The 18788-nt window shown below is 71.5% G+C and carries 27 protein-coding genes; 25 read left to right on the forward strand and 2 right to left on the reverse strand.

Annotation, left to right across the window (positions count from 1 at the left end; all coding sequences use genetic code 11):
• The first annotated feature begins 49 nt into the window (after positions 1-49).
• The 21 genes from rplN (at position 50) to truA (ending at position 12555) form a co-directional block, all read left to right on the forward strand.
• Positions 50-418: a 50S ribosomal protein L14 gene (gene rplN / locus C5N14_RS02085; protein ID WP_007465279.1), complete on the forward strand. Its 369-nt coding sequence runs from the start codon at positions 50-52 to the stop codon at positions 416-418.
• Positions 415-735 (forward strand): 50S ribosomal protein L24, encoded by a 321-nt coding sequence (rplX, locus tag C5N14_RS02090; protein WP_207892590.1) that lies wholly within the window; start codon positions 415-417, stop codon positions 733-735. Before rplN ends, rplX begins: the two co-directional genes overlap by 4 nt.
• Positions 735-1304 (forward strand): 50S ribosomal protein L5, encoded by a 570-nt coding sequence (gene rplE, locus C5N14_RS02095; RefSeq protein ID WP_117665105.1) that lies wholly within the window; start codon positions 735-737, stop codon positions 1302-1304. Before rplX ends, rplE begins: the two co-directional genes overlap by 1 nt.
• Position 1305: 1 nt before the next feature.
• Positions 1306-1491, forward strand: coding sequence for a type Z 30S ribosomal protein S14 (locus C5N14_RS02100; protein WP_007465272.1), 186 nt, complete (start codon positions 1306-1308; stop codon positions 1489-1491).
• A gap of 117 nt (positions 1492-1608) precedes the next feature.
• Positions 1609-2016 carry a 30S ribosomal protein S8 gene (gene rpsH, locus C5N14_RS02105; RefSeq protein WP_007073022.1) on the forward strand — a complete coding sequence of 136 codons (408 nt, stop codon included), beginning with the start codon at positions 1609-1611 and terminating at the stop codon, positions 2014-2016.
• 16 nt (positions 2017-2032) lie between these two features.
• Positions 2033-2575, forward strand: a complete 543-nt coding sequence (rplF, locus tag C5N14_RS02110; protein WP_117665106.1) for a 50S ribosomal protein L6 — start codon at positions 2033-2035, stop codon at positions 2573-2575.
• Positions 2572-2961 (forward strand): 50S ribosomal protein L18, encoded by a 390-nt coding sequence (rplR, locus tag C5N14_RS02115; protein WP_117665107.1) that lies wholly within the window; start codon positions 2572-2574, stop codon positions 2959-2961. Before rplF ends, rplR begins: the two co-directional genes overlap by 4 nt.
• 33 nt (positions 2962-2994) lie before the next feature.
• On the forward strand, positions 2995-3609 hold the full coding sequence (gene rpsE / locus C5N14_RS02120; protein WP_117665108.1) for a 30S ribosomal protein S5: 615 nt from the start codon (positions 2995-2997) through the stop codon (positions 3607-3609).
• Positions 3609-3791, forward strand: coding sequence for a 50S ribosomal protein L30 (gene rpmD, locus C5N14_RS02125; protein WP_074314584.1), 183 nt, complete (start codon positions 3609-3611; stop codon positions 3789-3791). The genes rpsE and rpmD overlap by 1 nt, the downstream gene beginning before the upstream one ends.
• The gene (gene rplO / locus C5N14_RS02130; protein WP_117665109.1) at positions 3791-4234 is read left to right on the forward strand and encodes a 50S ribosomal protein L15; all 444 of its coding nucleotides are present in this window, start codon (positions 3791-3793) and stop codon (positions 4232-4234) included. Before rpmD ends, rplO begins: the two co-directional genes overlap by 1 nt.
• A gap of 235 nt (positions 4235-4469) precedes the next feature.
• Positions 4470-5798 (forward strand): preprotein translocase subunit SecY, encoded by a 1329-nt coding sequence (gene secY, locus C5N14_RS02135; protein WP_117665110.1) that lies wholly within the window; start codon positions 4470-4472, stop codon positions 5796-5798.
• Positions 5799-6452: an adenylate kinase gene (locus tag C5N14_RS02140; protein ID WP_117665111.1), complete on the forward strand. Its 654-nt coding sequence runs from the start codon at positions 5799-5801 to the stop codon at positions 6450-6452.
• Between the two features lie 89 nt (positions 6453-6541).
• Positions 6542-7393 carry a type I methionyl aminopeptidase gene (map, locus tag C5N14_RS02145; RefSeq protein ID WP_117665112.1) on the forward strand — a complete coding sequence of 284 codons (852 nt, stop codon included), beginning with the start codon at positions 6542-6544 and terminating at the stop codon, positions 7391-7393.
• A 410-nt stretch (positions 7394-7803) separates the two neighbouring features.
• A complete protein-coding gene (infA, locus tag C5N14_RS02155; protein ID WP_007073013.1) occupies positions 7804-8025 on the forward strand; it encodes a translation initiation factor IF-1 in 222 nt (73 codons plus the stop codon).
• A gap of 96 nt (positions 8026-8121) precedes the next feature.
• Entirely contained in the window at positions 8122-8235 is a 114-nt protein-coding gene (rpmJ, locus tag C5N14_RS02160) for a 50S ribosomal protein L36 (protein ID WP_043965539.1), read from the forward strand.
• Positions 8236-8493: 258 nt separating this feature from the next.
• The gene (rpsM, locus tag C5N14_RS02165; RefSeq protein WP_117665114.1) at positions 8494-8874 is read left to right on the forward strand and encodes a 30S ribosomal protein S13; all 381 of its coding nucleotides are present in this window, start codon (positions 8494-8496) and stop codon (positions 8872-8874) included.
• A gap of 18 nt (positions 8875-8892) precedes the next feature.
• A complete protein-coding gene (rpsK, locus tag C5N14_RS02170; RefSeq protein WP_007073011.1) occupies positions 8893-9300 on the forward strand; it encodes a 30S ribosomal protein S11 in 408 nt (135 codons plus the stop codon).
• A 14-nt stretch (positions 9301-9314) separates the two neighbouring features.
• The gene (rpsD, locus tag C5N14_RS02175) at positions 9315-9941 is read left to right on the forward strand and encodes a 30S ribosomal protein S4 (protein WP_117665115.1); all 627 of its coding nucleotides are present in this window, start codon (positions 9315-9317) and stop codon (positions 9939-9941) included.
• 98 nt (positions 9942-10039) lie between these two features.
• Positions 10040-11062 carry a DNA-directed RNA polymerase subunit alpha gene (locus C5N14_RS02180; RefSeq protein WP_117665116.1) on the forward strand — a complete coding sequence of 341 codons (1023 nt, stop codon included), beginning with the start codon at positions 10040-10042 and terminating at the stop codon, positions 11060-11062.
• Between the two features lie 34 nt (positions 11063-11096).
• Positions 11097-11654, forward strand: a complete 558-nt coding sequence (gene rplQ / locus C5N14_RS02185; protein ID WP_117665117.1) for a 50S ribosomal protein L17 — start codon at positions 11097-11099, stop codon at positions 11652-11654.
• A 70-nt stretch (positions 11655-11724) separates the two neighbouring features.
• Positions 11725-12555: a tRNA pseudouridine(38-40) synthase TruA gene (gene truA / locus C5N14_RS02190; RefSeq protein WP_117665118.1), complete on the forward strand. Its 831-nt coding sequence runs from the start codon at positions 11725-11727 to the stop codon at positions 12553-12555.
• An 85-nt stretch (positions 12556-12640) separates the two neighbouring features.
• Here the strand turns inward: truA and C5N14_RS02195 are convergent, their stop codons facing one another.
• Positions 12641-13684 (reverse strand): hypothetical protein, encoded by a 1044-nt coding sequence (locus C5N14_RS02195; protein ID WP_207892591.1) that lies wholly within the window; start codon positions 13682-13684, stop codon positions 12641-12643.
• A 122-nt stretch (positions 13685-13806) separates the two neighbouring features.
• Here C5N14_RS02195 and C5N14_RS02200 point away from each other — a divergent pair, with 122 nt between their 5' ends.
• The 4 genes from C5N14_RS02200 (at position 13807) to C5N14_RS02215 (ending at position 18075) form a co-directional block, all read left to right on the forward strand.
• Positions 13807-14412 carry a class I SAM-dependent methyltransferase gene (locus C5N14_RS02200; RefSeq protein WP_117665192.1) on the forward strand — a complete coding sequence of 202 codons (606 nt, stop codon included), beginning with the start codon at positions 13807-13809 and terminating at the stop codon, positions 14410-14412.
• A 41-nt stretch (positions 14413-14453) separates the two neighbouring features.
• Entirely contained in the window at positions 14454-16133 is a 1680-nt protein-coding gene (locus C5N14_RS02205) for an ABC-F family ATP-binding cassette domain-containing protein (RefSeq protein WP_117665119.1), read from the forward strand.
• Entirely contained in the window at positions 16130-16927 is a 798-nt protein-coding gene (locus C5N14_RS02210) for a nucleotidyltransferase domain-containing protein (RefSeq protein ID WP_117665120.1), read from the forward strand. Before C5N14_RS02205 ends, C5N14_RS02210 begins: the two co-directional genes overlap by 4 nt.
• A gap of 185 nt (positions 16928-17112) precedes the next feature.
• The gene (locus tag C5N14_RS02215) at positions 17113-18075 is read left to right on the forward strand and encodes an aldo/keto reductase (protein WP_207892592.1); all 963 of its coding nucleotides are present in this window, start codon (positions 17113-17115) and stop codon (positions 18073-18075) included.
• 102 nt (positions 18076-18177) lie between these two features.
• On the opposite strand, the gene C5N14_RS02220 is transcribed toward C5N14_RS02215, so the two are convergent.
• Positions 18178-18720: a hypothetical protein gene (locus tag C5N14_RS02220; protein WP_117665122.1), complete on the reverse strand. Its 543-nt coding sequence runs from the start codon at positions 18718-18720 to the stop codon at positions 18178-18180.
• Positions 18721-18788 lie beyond the last annotated feature (68 nt).

An 18788-nucleotide genomic window follows, 5' to 3' on the forward strand; every position in this document is an offset into this window, starting at 1 on the left:
CTCCGGCCGCGGCAGGCGGCCGGAGAACCGGCAGACATAGGAGATAGACGTGATTCAGCAGGAGTCGCGACTGCGCGTCGCCGACAACACGGGTGCCCGGGAGATCCTGTGCATCCGGGTTCTCGGTGGCTCGGGTCGGCGCTACGCGAGCATCGGCGACGTCATCGTGGCCACCGTCAAGGACGCGATCCCGGGTGCCGGTGTCAAGAAGGGCGACGTCGTCAAGGCCGTCGTCGTCCGCACCGCCAAGGAGCGGCGGCGGCCGGACGGCTCGTACATCCGCTTCGACGAGAACGCCGCCGTCATCATCAAGGACGGCGGGGACCCGCGCGGTACCCGTATCTTCGGCCCGGTGGGCCGGGAGCTGCGGGACAAGCGGTTCATGAAGATCATTTCCCTCGCGCCGGAGGTGTTGTGACCGTGAAGGTCAAGAAGGGCGACACGGTCGTCGTCATCGCCGGCAAGGACAAGGGTGCCAAGGGCAAGGTCATCGCGTCCTACCCGCGGCAGGACAAGGTCCTGGTCGAGGGCGTGAACCGGGTCAAGAAGCACACCCGCATCAGCACCACCCAGCGTGGCGCCAAGACCGGTGGCATCGTCACCCAGGAAGCCCCGATCCACGTCTCCAACGTGCAGGTCCTGGACTCCGAGGGAAACCCGACCCGCGTCGGGTACCGCTTCGACGACAATGGCCAGAAGGTCCGCATCGCGCGTAGCACCGGTAAGGACCTGTGATGACCACGGCTACCGAAACCAAGACCATGCCGCGCCTCAAGGAGCGGTACCGCAACGAGATCGTGGCCAAGCTGCAGGAGCAGCACAGCTTCGGCAACCCCATGCAGGTGCCGCGGCTGGTCAAGATCGTCGTCAACATGGGTGTCGGCGAGGCCGCCCGGGACGCCAAGCTGATCGACGGCGCCGTGCGGGACCTGGCCACCATCACCGGCCAGAAGCCGCAGGTGCGGCGGGCGACCAAGTCCATCGCGCAGTTCAAGCTCCGCGAGGGCATGCCGATCGGTGCGAAGGTCACCCTCCGCGGCGACCGGATGTGGGAGTTCCTGGACCGCCTGCTGTCGATCGCGCTGCCGCGTATCCGCGACTTCCGCGGTCTGGACGGGCGCAAGCTCGACGGGCACGGCAACTACACGTTCGGTCTGACCGAGCAGTCGGTGTTCCACGAGATCGACCAGGACAAGATCGATCGCCAGCGGGGCATGGACATCACGGTGGTCACGACCGCCACGACCGACGACGAGGGCCGGGCGCTGCTCAAGCTTCTGGGCTTCCCGTTCAAGGAGAACTGAGATGGCCAAGAAGGCGCTGATCATCAAGGCGGCCGCGAAGCCGAAGTTCTCGGTTCGCGCGTACACCCGCTGCCAGCGGTGCGGGCGTCCCAAGGCGGTCTACCGCAAGTTCGGTCTCTGCCGGGTCTGCATCCGGGAGATGGCCCACCGCGGTGAGCTGCCGGGCGTGTCCAAGGCTTCCTGGTAAGGGCGACCGCGCCCCGGCTGCCGGCCGGGGCCCCTTGCACCGATCATGTATTGCTCTTCGCCGTAGGCCCGGGGCTCATCGCCCCGGGAACCCCGGCGAGAAAGGCTGACGAAATCCATGACGATGACCGACCCGATCGCAGACATGCTCACGCGTCTGCGTAACGCCAACCAGGCGTACCACGACCGGGTGACGATGCCCTACTCCAAGATCAAGGCGAACATCGCCGAGGTTCTGAAGACCGAGGGTTACATCGCCACCTGGTCGGTCGAGGAGCCCGAGGAGGGTGCCGTCGGCAAGCGACTGGTCGTCGAGCTGAAGTACGGCCAGAACCGCGAGCGGAGCCTGGCCGGCATCAAGCGCGTGTCCAAGCCCGGTCTCCGGGTGTACGCCAAGTCGGACGGGCTCCCGCGGGTGCTCGGCGGGCTGGGCGTGGCGATCATTTCGACGTCCCAGGGGCTGCTCACCGACCGGCAGGCCCGCAAGCGGAGCGTTGGCGGGGAAGTCCTCGCCTTCGTCTGGTAACGGGAGACAGGTAGAAATGTCGCGTATTGGACGTAAGTCGATCCCGGTGCCCGCCGGCGTCGACATCACGATCGACGGCCAGACCGTCAAGGTCAAGGGCCCGAAGGGCGAGCTGTCGCACACGCTCGCCGAGCCCATCACGGCGGAGCGCGCCGAGGACGGCCAGCTGAACGTCAACCGGCCGAACGACGAGCGCAAGGCCAAGGAGCTGCACGGCCTCAGCCGTACGCTGGTCGCCAACATGATCGTCGGCGTGACCGAGGGCTACCGCAAGAGCCTGGAGATCGCCGGCACCGGTTACCGGGTCACGGCCAAGGGCAAGGACCTGGAGTTCGCGCTCGGGTTCTCGCACCCGGTGCTGGTCCCCGCGCCGGACGGCATCACCTTCACGGTCGAGAAGCCGACCCTGTTCCACGTGGCCGGCATCGACAAGCAGCTGGTCGGTGAGGTCGCCGCCAACATCCGGAAGATCCGCCCGCCGGAGCCGTACAAGGGCAAGGGTGTGAAGTACCAGGGCGAGGTCATCCGCCGCAAGGCTGGAAAGGCAGGTAAGAAGTGAGCGCCACGCTGCTCAAGCGCCGCCGCGGCGTTGCCGCCAAGCGCGCCGTCGGCCGTGCGCGTCGACACTTCCGGGTCCGCAAGAACGTCAGCGGCACCGCCGAGCGTCCCCGTCTGGTCGTCACCCGGTCGCTGCGGCACATCGTGGCCCAGATCGTGGACGACACCAAGGGGCACACCCTGGCGTCGGCCTCGACCCTGGACGCCTCGCTGCGCGGCACCGAGGGCGACAAGAGCGCCCTGGCCGGCAAGGTCGGCACCCTGCTCGCCGAGCGGGCCAAGACCGCCGGCGTCTCGAAGGTCGTCTTCGACCGCGGTGGCAACCGGTACGCGGGGCGGGTCGCCGCGCTTGCCGACGCCGCCCGCGAAGCCGGGCTCGAGTTCTAGAAACCCCGTCACGAGAGAGAAGGAAGGCTGCTGATGCCAGGTCAACAGCGCCGTGGCGGCGGGTCCGGTGGCAACGAGGGTGGTCGCCGCGACAACCGCCGTGAGGGCGGCCGCGGAAACGCGCCCGTCGAGAAGACCCCGCACCTCGAGCGGGTCGTCGCGATCAACCGCGTCGCCAAGGTCGTGAAGGGTGGTCGTCGCTTCAGCTTCACCGCCCTGGTGATCGTTGGCGACGGCGACGGCACCGTCGGCGTGGGCTACGGAAAGGCCAAGGAGGTGCCCGCGGCGATCGCCAAGGGCGTCGAGGAGGCCAAGAAGCACTTCTTCAAGGTGCCGCGGATCGGCCAGTCGATCCCGCACCCGATCACGGGTGAGGCCGCGGCCGGCGTGGTGCTGCTCAAGCCGGCCTCCGCCGGTACGGGCGTCATCGCCGGTGGCCCGGTGCGTGCCGTGCTGGAGTGCGCCGGCATCCACGACGTGCTCTCCAAGAGCCTCGGGTCGTCGAACCCGATCAACATCGTGCACGCCACGGTGGCGGCGCTGAAGGGGCTGGAGTCCCCGGAGGCCGTCGCGACCCGTCGTGGCCTGCCGGTCGAGGACGTCGCGCCGGCCGCCATGCTGGCGTCGCGGGCGGGGGTGGCGTCCTGATGGCTCGCCTGAAGGTCACCCAGGTCCGGTCCGGGATCGGGACCAAGCAGAACCAGCGTGACTCGCTGCGCTCGCTCGGTCTCAAGCGGATCAACGACGTGGTGGTCAAGGAGGACCGGCCGGAGATCCGTGGCATGATCTTCACGGTCAACCACCTCGTGAAGGTCGAGGAGGTCGAGTAATGACGATCAAGGTCCACCACCTGCGCCCGGCGCCCGGTGCCAAGACCGCGAAGACCCGCGTGGGTCGCGGTGAGGGCTCCAAGGGCAAGACCGCCGGTCGCGGTACGAAGGGCTCCAAGGCCCGCAAGAACATCTCGGCGGCGTTCGAGGGTGGGCAGATGCCCATCCACATGCGACTGCCGAAGATGAAGGGCTTCAAGAACAAGTTCAAGGTGGTCTTCCAGGTGGTCAACCTGGACAGGCTCGCCGAGCTGTTCCCGAACGGCGGCCAGGTCGGCCCGCTGGAGCTGGTCGAGGCCGGCGCGGTCCGCAAGGGCCAGCCGGTCAAGGTCCTCGGCACCGGCGACCTGAGCGGCGTGTCTCTCCAGGTGTCGGCGCACGCGTTCAGCGCGTCGGCCAAGGAGAAGATCACCGCCGCCGGTGGCTCCGTCACCGAGCTGTAGGGCAGAACCCGTGGCGCCCGCTCAGTTGTCCATGACTGGGCGGGCGCCTCGGTCTACCCCGAACGTGTGCACCGGGTAATATCGGATTCGGTTTATGTAGCCGGGCACACCTGCCCGGACCGGGATCGGGCTGTTAGAGTCCCATCCCAGCTATGGATATCGGGCGCTCGCCCGGCACCCACCCCGACCCGCCAGGGACCACCACCGGCGGCCCGCCTCGCGCAGGAGGAAGAAGTTGCTGTCCGCCTTTCTCAGTGCGTTCCGTACGCCTGACCTGCGCAAGAAGCTGCTGTTCACGGTAGGCATCATCGCGGTCTACCGGCTCGGCGCGACGCTGCCCAGCCCGGGTGTCTCGTACGGCAACGTCCAGAAGTGCCTCGACACCCTCCAGGGCAGCTCGACAGGTGTGCTGAACCTGCTCGACCTCTTCTCCGGCGGGGCGCTGCTCCAGCTCTCGGTCTTCGCGCTGGGCATCATGCCCTACATCACCGCGTCGATCATCCTGCAACTGCTCACCGTGGTCATCCCGCGGTTGGAGCAGCTCCGCAAGGAGGGCCAGGCCGGCCAGGCGAAGATCACCCAGTACACCCGCTACCTCACCCTCGGCCTGGGCATCCTCCAGTCGTCGGCGTTCGTGGCGCTGGCCCGCTCCGGGCAGCTCTTCCAGAACCGCTGCGACCAGTTCCCGATCGTCCCCGAGGGCACCGGCATCCCGGACTGGCTGACGCTGACCATCCTGGTCATGACGATGACCGCCGGCACCGGCATGGTGATGTGGCTCGGCGAGCTGATCACCGACCGGGGCGTCGGCAACGGCATGTCGGTGCTGATCTTCACCTCGATCGCGGCCCGCCTCCCCAGCGAGGGCTGGAAGATCAAGACCCAGCAGGGCTGGGGCAAGTTCTTCCTGGTGCTCGCGCTGGTCCTGGTGGTCATCACCGCCGTCACCTTCATCGAGCAGGCGCAGCGCCGGATCCCGGTGCAGTACGCCAAGCGGATGATCGGCCGGCGGATGTACGGCGGCACCTCGACCTACATCCCGCTGAAGGTCAACCAGGCGGGTGTCATCCCGGTCATCTTCGCCTCGTCGCTGCTCTACCTGCCGCAGCTCGCGCTCCAGTTCTTCGACCAGAACAACCCGGGCAAGACCCAGGCCTGGATCCAGAACAACGTGGTCAACCCGTCGAGCCCGGCGCACATCGTGATCTACTTCCTGCTGATCATCTTCTTCACGTACTTCTACGTGTCGATCACGTTCAACCCGACCGAGGTCGCGGACAACATGAAGAAGTACGGCGGCTTCGTGCCGGGCATCCGCCCCGGCAAGCCGACCGCCGACTACCTCGACTTCATCCTCAGCCGGATCACCCTGCCGGGCGCGCTCTACCTGGGCATCGTCGCGGTCCTGCCGAACTTCTTCTTCATCTGGCTGAACAACCAGCAGTTCCAGAACTTCCCGTTCGGCGGCACCGCTGTGCTCATCATGGTCGGCGTCGGTCTGGAGACCGTGAAGCAGATCGAGAGCCAACTCATGCAGCGGAACTACGAAGGGTTCCTGCGGTAGATGCGACTCGTTCTGGTTGGCCCGCCGGGCGCGGGCAAGGGCACACAGGCGGAGTTCATCGCCGCTCACCTCTCGGTGCCGAAGATCTCGACCGGTGACATCTTCCGGGCGAACGTCTCCCAGGGCACGCCCCTGGGCATCGAGGCCAAGCGGTACATGGATGCCGGCAAGCTGGTCCCGGACGAGGTGACCATCAACATGGTTCGGGACCGGCTCGCCGAGCCGGACGCCGGTGAGGGCTTCCTGCTCGACGGCTTTCCGCGGACCACGCCGCAGGCCGCCGCGCTGGACAAGCTGCTCGCCGACCTCGGTACCGCGCTGGACCTGGTGCTGGAGCTGGTCGTCGACGACGACGAGGTGATCCGGCGGCTCTCCGGCCGGCGTACCTGCCGGGGCTGCGGGAAGATCTGGCACGTCGAGTTCGACGCGACGACGCGGGACGGCATCTGCGACCGCTGTGGCGCGGAGCTGTTCCAGCGCGACGACGACAAGCCGGAGACCATCGCTGCCCGGCTGCGCGAGTACGCCGAGAAGACCGCGCCGCTGGTGGACTACTACGGCGCCCAGGGCAAGCTGGTGGGCATCGACGCCACCGGCCCGGTGGAGGACGTCACCGTCCGGGCCATCGACGCCCTCCGCTCGTACGGCGGCTGACGACTGCCGGGGCTCCGGCGGATAGAGTGCGAACAGCGGGGTACGTGCGACGTGCCCCGCTGTTCCGCGCGACGAAAGGTAGCGGCTCCATGCGTCGTCCCCAGCTGGACATCCAGCTGAAGACCCCCGACCAGATCGAGAAGATGCGCGCCGCCGGGCTGGTGGTCGCCGAGGCGCTGCGTCGGATGCGGGAGGCGGTCGCCCCCGGGATCAGCACCGCGGACCTGGACGCGATCGCCGAGTCGACGATCCGCGAGGCCGGAGCGGTCCCCTCGTTCAAGGGCTACCACGGCTTTCCCGCCTCGATCTGCTCGTCGGTCAACGAGCAGGTGGTGCATGCCATCCCGTCGCCCGCTCAGGTGCTCCGGGAGGGCGACCTGATCTCGATCGACTGCGGCGCGGTGCTGAACGGCTGGCACGGCGACGCGGCGATCACCGTCGGCGTGGGGGAGGTCGACCCGGCGCTGCTGAAGATGGCCGCGGTGGCCGAGGACTCGATGTGGGCCGGGATCGCCGCGGCGGCACGGGGGGCGGCCAGCGGCAGGGGCCGGCTGACCGACATCTCGCACGCGGTGGAGACCGCGGTGCGCAAGGGCGGCCGGTACGGCATCGTCGACGGGTACGGCGGGCACGGCATCGGCACGGAGATGCACCAGGACCCGCACGTGCTCAACCACGGCCGGCCCGGCAAGGGCCCCCGGCTGGTGCCGGGCCTGGCGCTGGCCATCGAGCCGATGATCACCATGGGCTCGCCGCGTACCGCCGAGTTGGCCGACGGCTGGACGGTGGTCACCCGGGACGGCTCGATGGCGGTGCACGTCGAGCACTCGATGGCGCTGCTGCCCGACGGGGTGTGGGTGCTGACCGCGTTCGACGGGGGCCGGGGGCGCCTCGGCGACCTGGTCACCTCCCGCCAGCCGGTCGCCTCGCCGAGCGCCTGACCCTCGCCGTCGCACGCCTGGCTCTGCCTCCCGACCCGGTGACGGTGTCCTGGGGCCGGCCGCCGGCGCTCCGACGCGTCGTGCGGCATGTCGGTTGCGTCACAACCGCCCCCACCCGGCGGGCCGGAGCCGGGTCGATCCGGCCACCGCGCGTGACCGGGATCACCTTCCGTCGGCCGTCGCGCCGGAGTTCCTTCGGTCGGGTGACGGTGGGGGTGGCCGGTTTGGCGGGCACGTGGGGGCGGGCGTACACTTTCAGATCGGCGCACAGCGTCCACTCCGGCATGCCCACCCTGCGCTTCGGTGGGAGTCGGAGCCGCGGCTGGCTCGGGCACCCGATCGATGTTTCGGGGGCCCGTGTAAGACGTTGTGGGCCGTCCGGAGCAACCGACGTCAGGACAGCGGAGGACATGCCGAAAAAAGACGGAGCCATCGAGATCGAGGGTCGGGTCATCGAGCCCCTGCCGAACGCCATGTTCCGGGTGGAGCTCGCGAACGGCCACAAGGTGCTGGCTCACATCAGCGGCAAGATGCGGCAGCACTACATCCGCATCCTGCCGGAGGACCGGGTCGTCGTCGAACTCTCGCCGTACGACCTGACCCGCGGGCGCATCGTCTACCGCTACAAGTAAGCGACCTGACGGCGGCCGGGTAGTCCCCGTGTCCGTCTTCGACGTCCGGCGTCGCGCGTTGTCGCGTCTCCGGGCCAGATGGGAAGTAAGGCAACCGTGAAGGTCAAGCCGAGCGTCAAGAGGATCTGCAACAAGTGCCGGGTGATCCGTCGGCACGGCCGGGTCATGGTCATCTGCAGCGACCCGCGTCACAAGCAGCGCCAGGGCTGAATCAGTCCGATCGTCCGTGACCTACTGATCACGGCCGGTCGAACCGGTCCGGGCCGCAGGTCCAGCCAACACATCATCAGCTCGTCCCAGCCGCGAGCGGTGCGCGTAGCGCGTACCCCTGCGTGGTTGACCCCCGGTCGGAGGCCGGGGCCCGTTCGGGCAGCGGTCGATCCTCCCGGCGCCACGGCGCCGGGCCGACCGGAGCGGGGTGGGGCGGGTGCAGACCTCCGCAGAACACCACAAGGAGTACGCCCGCACATGGCACGTCTAGCCGGCGTGGATCTCCCCCGCGAAAAGCGGATGGAGATCGCGCTCACCTACATCTTCGGCGTGGGTCGTACCCGCGCCCTGGAGACGCTCGCCGCCACCGGCATCTCGCCGGACAAGCGCGCTCGGGACCTCACGGACGAGGAGCTGGTCCAGCTCCGCAACCACATCGAGGGCAACTACAAGGTTGAAGGCGACCTGCGCCGCGAGGTCGCCGCTGACATCCGCCGCAAGGTCGAGATCGGCTGCTACGCGGGTATCCGGCACCGCCGGGGCCTGCCCGTGCGTGGCCAGCGGACCCGGACCAACGCGCGGACCCGCAAGGGCCCGAAGCGGACCGTCGCCGGCAAGAAGAAGCCCGGCAAGAAGTAACTAGGAGCGCACAGACTTATGCCACCGAAGGCTCGTGCCGGAGCCGCCGTCAAGAAGGTCCGGCGCAAGGAACGCAAGAACGTCGCCCACGGGCAGGCGCACATCAAGAGCACCTTCAACAACACCATCGTGTCCATCACGGACCCGACCGGTGCGGTCATCTCCTGGGCCTCCGCGGGCCAGGTGGGCTTCAAGGGCTCCCGCAAGTCGACCCCGTTCGCCGCGCAGTTGGCCGCCGAGGCCGCCGCGCGCCGGGCGATGGAGCACGGCATGCGCAAGGTCGACGTGTTCGTCAAGGGTCCCGGCTCCGGCCGGGAGACCGCCATCCGTTCGCTGCAGGCCGTCGGGCTGGAGGTCGGTCAGATCTCCGACGTGACCCCGCAGCCGCACAACGGGTGCCGTCCGCCGAAGCGTCGCCGGGTCTGAGAGGTTAGAGAGAGATGGCTCGTTACACCGGTGCTGACTGCCGCCGTTGCCGGCGGGAGAAGATGAAGCTGTTCCTCAAGGGCAGCAAGTGCGATGGCCCGAAGTGCCCGTTCGAGTCCCGGCCGTTCCCGCCCGGGCAGCACGGCCGCGGCCGCACGAAGGAGACGGAGTACCTGCTCCAGCTCCGTGAGAAGCAGAAGGCCCGTCGCGTGTACGGCGTGCTGGAGAAGCAGTTCCGCGGTTACTACCAGGAGGCCGTGGCCAAGCAGGCCAAGACCGGTGAGGTCCTCCTGCAGATCCTCGAGTCGCGGCTCGACAACGTGGTCTACCGGGCCGGCTACGCGCACTCGCGTGACATGGCCCGCCAGCTGGTCAAGCACGGCCACTTCACGGTGAACGGCAAGAAGGTCGACATCCCGTCGTTCCGGGTGAAGGAGCACGACATCATCGAGGTTCGGGCCAAGAGCAAGGAGCTCACCCCGTTCGTCGTGGCGCAGGCTCAGGCTGGATCGAGGACGGTCCCGGCGTGGCTGGAGGCCATCCCGAGCCAGATGAAGGTTCTCGTGCACTCGCTCCCGGCCCGCCAGGTGATCGACACCCAGGTCCAGGAGCAGCTGATCGTCGAGCTCTACTCCAAGTAGTCGGGCTCGTTGCGGTGGTCCGTCCTGCGGGGCGGGCCACCGGAACAGTTTGTGTCGTGGACGTCAAATAGCGGGCGTCCCGGAAGAGAAGAGAAGACATGCTCATCAGCCAGCGACCGTCTCTGTCCGAAGAGTCGATCAACGAGACCCGGTCCCGGTTCACCATCGAGCCGCTGGAGCCGGGCTTCGGCTACACCCTGGGCAACTCGCTGCGGCGCACGCTGCTGTCGTCCATCCCGGGTGCGGCGGTCACCTCCATCAAGATCGACGGCGTGCTGCACGAGTTCACCACGATCCCCGGCGTCAAGGAGGACGTGGTCGAGCTCGTCATGAACATCAAGGAGCTGTGCGTCAGCTCCGAGCACGACGAGCCGGTCAGCATGTACCTGCGCAAGCAGGGCCCGGGCGACGTGACGGCGGGCGACATCCAGCCCCCGGCCGGCGTCTCGGTGCACAACCCGGACCTGAAGCTCGCGACCCTCAACGGCAAGGGCCGGCTCGACATGGAGCTGACCGTCGAGCGGGGTCGCGGCTACGTGACCGCGGCGCAGAACAAGCAGGCCGGCGCCGAGATCGGCCGGATCCCGGTCGACTCGATCTACTCGCCGGTGCTGAAGGTGACGTACCGCGTCGAGGCGACCCGGGTCGAGCAGCGGACCGACTTCGACCGGTTGATCATCGACGTCGAGACCAAGCCGTCGATGGGCCCGCGCACCGCGCTGGCCTCCGCCGGCTCGACGCTGGTGGAGCTCTTCGGGCTGGCCCGGGAGCTGGACGAGACCGCCGAGGGCATCGACATCGGGCCGTCCCCGCAGGACGCGCAGCTGGCGGCGGACCTGGCCCTGCCGATCGAGGAGCTGGACCTCACCGTCCGCTCCTACAACTGCCTCAAGCGCGAGGGCATCAACTCCGTCGGTGAGCTGATCGGGCGCACCGAGGCCGACCTCCTCGACATCCGCAACTTCGGCCAGAAGTCGATCGACGAGGTCAAGATGAAGCTGGCCGGGATGGGTCTGGGGCTGAAGGACTCGGCCCCGAACTTCGACCCGGCGAACGTCGTGGACGCCTTCGGTGAGGCCGACTACGACACCGACGACTACCGCGAGACCGAGCAGCTCTAGTCCCCGCTGCCGCCATACCTGAGGAGCACCAAGCATGCCCACGCCCACCAAGGGCCCCCGCCTCGGCGGCAGCCCCGCGCACGAGCGGCTGATGCTGGCCAACCTGGCCACCGCGCTGTTCCAGCACGGCAAGATCCAGACCACCGAGACGAAGGCCCGGCGGCTGCGTCCGCTGGCCGAGCAGCTCATCACCAAGGCCAAGCGGGGCGATCTCGCGTCCCGCCGGCGGGTGCTGGGCGTCGTCAAGGACAAGGACGTGGTCTACGCCCTGTTCGACCAGATCGCGCCCCGGTACGCCAACCGCAACGGTGGCTACACCCGGATCGTGAAGACCGGCCCGCGCAAGGGTGACGCCGCTCCGATGGCGATCATCGAGCTGGTCGAGGAGTTGCAGGTCACCGAGCCGAAGGCGAACAAGAAGACCACCGCTCGCAAGGCCGCGCAGCAGGACAAGGTCGAGGCGCTCGCCCCCGCGGAGGAGACCCCGCAGGCGAAGTCCGGCGACCAGGACGCCGAGGCGCCGGTGTCGGCGTCCGGCGACACCGACGCCGCCCGCGAGGACAGCGACGAGGCCACCGAGAACAAGGCCTGAGCAACGGCACCGTCGGGCCCGGCACCCCCTGTGGGGTGCCGGGCCCGACCCGTCACTGGAGGTACGCGAGGTGGACGAGCGGACCCGGCTGCGGCTGGACGTCTCGTACGACGGCACGGGCTTCTCCGGCTGGGCGGCCCAGCCGACCCGGCGGACGGTGGCCGGCGTGCTCGTGCAGACCCTGGACCTGGTCCTCGGGGCGGGCGTGGCGACCGGGCTGACCGTGGCCGGGCGGACGGACGCCGGGGTGCACGCCACCGGCCAGGTCTGCCACCTCGACCTGCCCGCCGCCGGGTGGCGCGAGTGGGAGGGCTCGCTGCTGCGCCGGCTGGCCCGGCTGCTCCCGACCGACGTGCGGGTGCGGGCGATGACCGAGGTGCCGGCCGACTTCGACGCCCGGTTCTCGGCGACCTTCCGCCGCTACGAGTACCGGGTGACCCACGCGCCGTTCGGGGCCGAGCCGCTGCGCCGGCACGAGGTGCTGGCCTGGCCGAGGGCGCTCGACCCGGGCCGGCTCAACGCCGCCGCGGCGGGGCTGGTGGGGGAGCACGACTTCGCCGCGTACTGCCGGCGCAAGGAGAACGCCACCACGCTGCGGGAGGTGACCCGGCTGGACTGGCGGCGCGACCCGGACGGCATCCTGGTCGCCACCGTCCAGGCCGACGCGTTCTGCCAGGCGATGGTCCGCAGCCTGGTCGGGGCGATGCTGGTCGCCGGGGACGGCCGGCGCCCGGTGGACTGGCCGGGCGGCCTGTTGACCCGGCGGGACCGGTCCAGCGAGGTGACGGTGGCGCCGGCGCACGGGCTGACGCTGGTCGCGGTCGGCTACCCCGACGATCCGGCCGAGTACGCCCGTCGCGCCGACCTCACCCGCCGGCTCCGCGTCCCCACGCAGGCCTGAGGGCCCGGGGTTCCCACAGCTCGGGGCTTCCCGCACCGGTCAGCCGGCCCGGGGTGCGCGGGCCGGGCAGGGCAGGGCCGTCGGGTCAGTCGGTTCGGCCGGGGCCGGGGGTGGTCTTGGCCTGGCCGGTCGAGCCGCCGGTCGCGCGGCGCTCCAGCACCTGCTTGTCCAGGTGCAGTTCGATCAGGTCGTACAGGACCTCGCGGACCTTCGGGTCGCCGGCCTTGACGGGCTCGCCGTCGGCCCGGACCACCAGGCAGTACGCGAGGTAGTGGCCGCGTACCTGCCAGCCGACCCGGGACGGCGCGTCGGTGAGCGCCTCGGTGCGGTCGCCGGCCGGCATGCCGCGGAACCGGCCCTCCCGCCCGTCGAGCAGCTCCCGCAGGCGGTCCCGGACGCGCTGGGCGGTGGCCAGGTCGGTCAGGTTGAACAGCCCCGCGGTGAGCAGGTACTCCTCGCCGGGGGAGCGCAGGGTGGCCCGGACCACCTGGCTGCAGCCGAGCCGGACGAGCAGGTCGGCCACCTCGCCGGTGGCGGCGGCCGGGCAGCTGGCGCTGGACTGGGTCTTGAGCACCTGGTAGGGCTCCTCGCCGTCGCCGATCGTCAGCGTCCGGCCGGGGAAGACCTCCTTGGCGGTCAGCGGCGCCGGGTCGGTGTCCCGGGAGTCGATGTCCTGCCGTTCGGTGGACGACGGCGACGGGGCGGCGGCCGGCAGGCTCGGGGTGACCTGCGGTTGCGAGGTCCGCTCGGCCAGCAGGGCGGCGCCGGCCAGCCCGCAGAGGGCGAGCAGCACCAGGACCGCCGCGCCGCCGATCAGCACCTGCCAGAGCCGGCCGCCACCCCGGCCGGGTTCCGGGGCCCGCCGGGACTCGGGCGGGTCCAGCGGCTGGGGGGTGGTGGTGGCCGTCCGGGCGGGCGGCGGGGGGGCCGGGGGCGCGCTGCGGGGCGGGACCTGGCCCGGCGGGGTGGGCGGCGCGACGCGGGCGGTCCGGGGCAGGGACGGCGTCGGGAAGCGCGACGGAGAGGGCCCGGTACGGGCGGGACCGGCGTCGCCGATCGTCGACAGTTCCGAGCCGGGCCGGGGACGCTCCGCGAAGGCGTCCTCATCGGATTCGTACCGATACACCATGCCGCCCAGACTAGGGGCTTATTGTCCCTTTAGGGGGTAATAACGGGATATCGCGGTACCGGGTCGTCGGCGCCGCCCACCGCGCCACCGGCCGCCGACCCGCCGGTGCGAGAATGCCGGGCGTGACCGGCGACCACTACTTCAGCGCTGAACCCGGAACCGACGCCCGTCCCCGGGAGGTCGAGTTCACCGTCGCCGGGCGCGACTACACCCTGACCTCGGCCGGCGGGGTCTTCTCCGCCACCCGCCTCGACCCGGGCACGGCGGTGCTGCTGCGCAAGGCGGCCCTGCCGGGGCCGGACGTCGCCGGCCCCCTGCTCGACCTCGGCTGCGGCTTCGGCCCGATCACCTGCGTGCTGGCGGGCAGTGCCCCGGCGGCCACCGTCTGGGCGGTCGACGTCAACGAACGGGCCCGCGCGCTGACCGCCGCCAACGCCGAGCGGGTCGGCGCCGCCGACCGGGTCCGGGTCGTCGCCCCGGCCGAGGTGCCGGCCGAGGTGACCTTCGCCCAGCTCTGGTCCAACCCGCCCATCCGGATCGGCAAGGAGGGCCTGCACGAGCTGCTGTTGCGCTGGCTGCCCCGGCTCGCTCCGGACGGCGTGGCCTGGCTGGTGGTCGCCCGCCACCTCGGCGGCGACTCCCTGCACCGCTGGCTGGTCGAGCAGGGCTGGCAGGTCGGGCGGCACGCCAGCCAGAAGGGCTTCCGGGTGCTGCGGGTCACCCGGTAATCGAGTGTCGCCCGGCCCGCCCGCTCGGGCAGGATGCCGACGTGGGATACGTGGACGTGGCAATGGTCGGGCACATCCTGCCCGACGGCCGGGAACTCTTCACCGACGTCTCGTTCCGGGTCGGCGAGGGCGCCAAGGTCGCCCTGGTCGGGCCGAACGGGGCCGGTAAGACGACGCTGCTGCGGATGGTCGCCGGCGACCTGCCGGTGCGCTCCGGTGCCGTCTCCCGCTCCGGGGGCCTGGGCGTGATGCGCCAGTTCATCGGCATGATCGGCGACGACTCCACCCTCGCCGACCTGGCCCTGTCGCTCGCCCCGCCCGCGCTGCGCGACGCCGGCCGCCGAGTCGCCGAGACCGAGGCGGCCATGCGGGCGGCCGAGACCCGCGGCAGGTTCAGCACCACCGCGGGCAAGGCCCAGCTCGCGTACGCGGACGCGCTCGCCGCCTGGGGCGAGACCGGCGGGTACGACGCCGAGGTCCTTTTCGACACCGTCGCCACCATCGTGCTCGACCTGCCCTGGGACGCCGCCCGGGACCGTCCGGTGCGGACCCTCTCCGGCGGCCAGCAGAAGCGCTTCGCCCTCGAACTGCTGCTACGCGGCCCCGACGAGGTGCTGCTGCTCGACGAGCCCGACAACTTCCTCGACGTGCCCGGCAAGCGGTGGCTGGAGGATCGGCTGCGCGAGTCGCCGAAGTCGGTGCTCTACGTCTCGCACGACCGGGAGCTGCTGGCCCGCACCGCGGACCGGGTGGTCGCCGTGGAGGGTGGCGGCGCCTGGGTGCACCCGGGCGGCTTCGCGAGCTGGCACGAGGCCCGGGTGGCCCGGCACGCCCGCCTCGACGAGCTGCGTAAGCGGTGGGACGAGGAGCACCAGAAGCTGCGCGAGCTGATGCTGATGTACAAGCAGAAGGCCGCGTACAACGACGGGATGGCCTCGCGGTACCAGGCCGCGCAGACCCGGCTGCGCAAGTTCGAGGAGGCCGGGCCGCCGCCCGTACCCCCGAAGGACCAGGACATCCGGATGAAGCTGACCGGCGGACGGACCGGCAAGCGCGCGGTGGTCGCCGAGCAGCTTGAGCTGGACGGCCTGACCTACCCCTTCGACCTGGAGGTCTGGTACGGCGACCGGGTCGCGGTCCTCGGCGCGAACGGCACCGGCAAGTCGCACTTCCTGCGGCTGCTGGCCCGGGGCGGCACCGACCCGGACCCGGCCAACGGCCCGGTCGACGGGGCCGCCGCGCTCGCCCCGGTGGCGCACGACGGGACGGTCCGGCTCGGCGCCCGGGTCCGCCCCGGCCACTTCTCGCAGACCCACGACCGCCCCGAGCTGGTGGACCGCACGCTCGTCGACATCCTCTGGCGCGGCGACGAGCACCGGGCCGGGATGGACCGGCACGCGGCGATGGCGGCGCTGAGCCGGTACGAGCTGGCCGGGCAGGGCGACCAGCGGTTCGGCACCCTCTCCGGCGGCCAGCAGGCCCGCTTCCTGGTGCTGCTGCTGGAGCTGTCCGGGGCGACGCTGCTGCTGCTCGACGAGCCCACCGACAACCTGGACCTGGCCAGCGCGGAGGCGCTGGAGACGGGCCTGACCGCGTTCGCCGGGACGGTGGTCGCGGTGACCCACGACCGCTGGTTCACCCGGTCCTTCGACCGGTTCGTGCTGTTCCGGGGCGACGGCGAGGTGGTGGAGACGCCGGAGCCGGTCTGGGACGTCAGGTGACCGGCGACGAGCTGGTCGACCGGCTCTGCGCGGTGGACGGGGTGGTCGCGGTGGCGCTCGGCGGCAGCCGGGCCCGGGGCGACCACCGGCCCGACTCCGACTGGGACGTGGGCCTCTACTACCGGGGTGGCCTGGACGTGCCGGCGCTGCGCGCCGTCGCCGCCTCGGTGGCCGACGAGGAGGTGGAACTGACCGGGCCGGGCGGCTGGGGGCCCTGGGTGGACGGCGGCGGCTGGCTGCGTGTCGGCGGGGTGGCGGTGGACTGGATCTACCGCGACCTCGACCGGGTGGGCCGGGTCTGGGCCGACTGCCGGGCCGGTCGGTACACCGTCGGGGTGCAGGCCGGGCACCCGCTGGGCTTCTACTCGCACGCCTACGCCGGCGAGGTGGCGCTGTGCCGGGTGCTCGGCGACCTGACCGGGGAGCTGACCGCGCTGCGGGCGGAGACCGGGTGCTACCCGCCGGCGCTGGCCGCCGCCCTGCTGGCCGGCGGTTGGGAGGCCGGGTTCCTGCTCGACGCCGCCGGCAAGGGCGCGGCGGCGGGGGACGCCGGCTACGTGGTCGGCTGCCTGTTCCGGGCGGTCGGGGTGGTCGTCCAGGCGCTGCACGGCCGGGCCGGGCGGTGGCTGGTGAACGAGAAGGGCATGATTGCCTCGGCCGGTCGGCTGCCGGACGCTCCGGTGGACTTCGCCCGCCGGGCGCAGGGGCTGCTCGGCGTGGTCGGCCGCACCCCGGCCGAGCTGGCCGCCACCGTCGCCGACGCGCGCCGGCTGGTCGCGGAGGCGCTCGGCTGATCCGCCACTGGGCGGGTCGTGCCCGGGGTCGTCCGGCTGATCCGCCGGGGCGGGTGCCGGCGGCGGTCGTCCGGACCGCGCGCCGTCTCGCGGCGGCGCCCGGCTGAGCGACCGTTGCCGGCGCGGGTGGGCGGCGCTGGCGCCGCGGGTCGTCCGACCGGTGGCCGCGCCGGGGCGGGCATAGGGTGGATCTCGTGACTGAGATGACCTACCGGCGGCTGGGCGACTCCGGGCTCGTGGTGTCCGTGGTCGGCGTCGGCTGCAACAACTTCGGCCGCAAGCTGGACCTCGACGGCACCCGGGCGGTGGTCGACGCCGCCCTCGACGCCGGCATCAACCTCTTCGACACCGCCGACATCTACGGCGCCGAGCCGGGCGGCTCCGAGGAGCTGCTCGGCCAGGTGCTCAAGGGCCGCCGGGACGACGTGGTGGTGGCCACCAAGTTCGGCATGGACATGCAGGGACGCAACGGCCCCGACCACGGCGCCCGGGGCGCCCGGCGCTACATCGCCCGGGCGGTGGAGGCGTCGCTGCGCCGGCTCGGCACCGACCACATCGACCTGTACCAGATGCACGAGCCGGACCCGGGCACCCCGATCGACGAGACCCTCGCCGCCCTGGACGACCTGGTCCGCGCCGGCAAGGTGCGCTACCTCGGCAACTCCAACTTCACCGGCTGGCAGATCGCCGACGCCGACTGGGTCGCCTCGTCCAACGGGCGGGCCCGGTTCATCAGCGCGCAGAACCACTACTCCCTGCTGGAGCGGGGCGTCGAGGCCGAGGTCATCGGAGCCTGCGAGCGGTTCGGCCTGGGCATGCTGCCGTTCTTCCCGCTGGCCAACGGGCTGCTCACCGGCAAGTACAAGCGCGGCGAGGCGGCACCCGCCGGCAGCCGGCTCGCCGGCGGCGGGAGGTACGCCGAGCGCCTGGCCGGCGCGCGGTGGGACGTCATCGAGGCGCTGGAGGCGTACGCCGCCGAGCGGGGGCTGTCCCTGCTCCAGGTGGCCATCGGCGGCCTGGCCGCCCGGCCGGCGGTGACCTCGGTGATCGCCGGAGCCACCACGCCGGAGCAGGTGCGGGCCAACGCGGAGGCTGGCACCTGGCAGCCGACCGACGACGACCTCGACGTGCTCGACGCCATCCGCTGAGCCGGCCGCACGGGACCCGCCCCCGGGCCGCCCCGCTCGGGCAGCAGGGCGCACCCGCCGGGGCGGGCGCGCCCTGCTGCTGCGGCCGGCGGCGTCATTTCGTCAGGGGGCGGACCGGCGGCGTCGGACGAGTACCAGCGGCACCGCCGCCAGCAGCGCGACGACGCCGAGCCCGCCGGCCGCGAGCGGCCACCACCCGGCCCCCGGCTGTTCCGTCCGCCCGGCCGGTCCGGCCTGCACGGCGACGGGTCGGGCCGAGGGCGGCGGGGGCGGGGACTGGGCGGCCCGGGCCTGCACCGTGGCGCTCGCGGTGGCCCGGTACGGGTCCGGCGCGCTGACCGTCACCCGCCAGCGGCCGGGCGAGAGCAGCGGGCCGCTGGCGTAGAAGCCCTGCCCCTCCCCGGCCGGTTCGAGTTGCACCGGCCCGGCCGTCCGGCCGCCGGCCCCGGTGGCGGTCAGGGTCAGCCGCACGGGCTGGTCCAGCCGGTGGCCGTCGGCGTGCGTGGCCTGCACGGTGACCCCGCCGGCCCCGTCCCCGGCCACCGTCAGCTTGAGCTTCCCGCTGTGCGCCGCGGCCGGGGCGGTCGGCAGCGCCACCAGGGCCGCCGCGACGAGCGCGGCGGCGAGGAACTTCCAGGTACGCATCGGTACGTGCTCCGCTCGGATCGTCGGGTGGGGCCCGGCCCCGCCGTCACCAGGGACGGCGGGACCGG

It is taken from the genome of Micromonospora sp. MW-13, assembly GCF_003434305.1.
GTDB lineage: Bacteria > Actinomycetota > Actinomycetes > Mycobacteriales > Micromonosporaceae > Micromonospora.

What these genes read in the sequence shown, in the direction of transcription:
- C5N14_RS02100 (WP_007465272.1), top strand. Translation starts at nt 1,306, where the DNA reads ATGGCCAAGAAGGCGCTGATCATCAAGGCGGCCGCGAAGCCGAAGTTC.
- rpmD (WP_074314584.1), top strand. Translation starts at nt 3,609, where the DNA reads ATGGCTCGCCTGAAGGTCACCCAGGTCCGGTCCGGGATCGGGACCAAG.
- rplE (WP_117665105.1), top strand. Translation starts at nt 735, where the DNA reads ATGACCACGGCTACCGAAACCAAGACCATGCCGCGCCTCAAGGAGCGG.
- infA (WP_007073013.1), top strand. Translation starts at nt 7,804, where the DNA reads ATGCCGAAAAAAGACGGAGCCATCGAGATCGAGGGTCGGGTCATCGAG.
- rpsD (WP_117665115.1), top strand. Translation starts at nt 9,315, where the DNA reads ATGGCTCGTTACACCGGTGCTGACTGCCGCCGTTGCCGGCGGGAGAAG.
- C5N14_RS02140 (WP_117665111.1), top strand. Translation starts at nt 5,799, where the DNA reads ATGCGACTCGTTCTGGTTGGCCCGCCGGGCGCGGGCAAGGGCACACAG.
- rpsE (WP_117665108.1), top strand. Translation starts at nt 2,995, where the DNA reads ATGCCAGGTCAACAGCGCCGTGGCGGCGGGTCCGGTGGCAACGAGGGT.
- rpsK (WP_007073011.1), top strand. Translation starts at nt 8,893, where the DNA reads ATGCCACCGAAGGCTCGTGCCGGAGCCGCCGTCAAGAAGGTCCGGCGC.
- map (WP_117665112.1), top strand. Translation starts at nt 6,542, where the DNA reads ATGCGTCGTCCCCAGCTGGACATCCAGCTGAAGACCCCCGACCAGATC.
- C5N14_RS02180 (WP_117665116.1), top strand. Translation starts at nt 10,040, where the DNA reads ATGCTCATCAGCCAGCGACCGTCTCTGTCCGAAGAGTCGATCAACGAG.
- rpsH (WP_007073022.1), top strand. Translation starts at nt 1,609, where the DNA reads ATGACGATGACCGACCCGATCGCAGACATGCTCACGCGTCTGCGTAAC.
- rplF (WP_117665106.1), top strand. Translation starts at nt 2,033, where the DNA reads ATGTCGCGTATTGGACGTAAGTCGATCCCGGTGCCCGCCGGCGTCGAC.
- C5N14_RS02195 (WP_207892591.1), bottom strand. Translation starts at nt 13,684, where the DNA reads ATGGTGTATCGGTACGAATCCGATGAGGACGCCTTCGCGGAGCGTCCC.
- rplO (WP_117665109.1), top strand. Translation starts at nt 3,791, where the DNA reads ATGACGATCAAGGTCCACCACCTGCGCCCGGCGCCCGGTGCCAAGACC.
- rpsM (WP_117665114.1), top strand. Translation starts at nt 8,494, where the DNA reads ATGGCACGTCTAGCCGGCGTGGATCTCCCCCGCGAAAAGCGGATGGAG.
- rplQ (WP_117665117.1), top strand. Translation starts at nt 11,097, where the DNA reads ATGCCCACGCCCACCAAGGGCCCCCGCCTCGGCGGCAGCCCCGCGCAC.
- C5N14_RS02220 (WP_117665122.1), bottom strand. Translation starts at nt 18,720, where the DNA reads ATGCGTACCTGGAAGTTCCTCGCCGCCGCGCTCGTCGCGGCGGCCCTG.